This window comes from Parafrankia sp. Ea1.12, assembly GCF_900465275.1.
Taxonomy (GTDB): Bacteria; Actinomycetota; Actinomycetes; order Frankiales; family Frankiaceae; genus Parafrankia; species Parafrankia soli.
Genome location: NZ_UBIZ01000729.1, coordinates 1 through 363 on the forward strand (window position 1 = coordinate 1; position 363 = coordinate 363).

General features: G+C 67.8%; 1 pseudogene. It reads right to left on the reverse strand.

What is annotated here, in order from left to right:
• A pseudogene (locus tag FMEAI12_RS35995) lies at positions 1-253 on the reverse strand (transposase); the annotation flags it as partial.
• Positions 254-363 lie beyond the last annotated feature (110 nt).

The following is a 363-nucleotide window of genomic DNA, read 5'->3' on the forward strand; positions in this document are numbered from 1 at the left end:
GGTGCCACCGTAGGACGGTGCCGGGAGTGACCAGCCGGTGCGCTCGCAGTGCCTTGGGGAGAAGTCGGATCAGGGCGGCGAGCACCGCCCGGTCCGCCCAGTCCCACCGGGGCTTGGGCTGGGTACGGCGCAGCACCGCGACCTCATGCCGCAACACCAGCAACTCGATGTTCTTCGACGCCGACGAGCGGCCGAGGAGAACCAGCCAGCTACAGACCCGAACGAGGATCAGGTACAGCAGGCGTACGGACATAGTTGACCATCATGCGGCCGGCCCCGCGCCGGCGCATCGCCCCAGGTCACAGGCTCAGGCCGACTTCTGGCACCCCACAGGATCGGCGAGTGAGCCAAAATCCCTGCTCA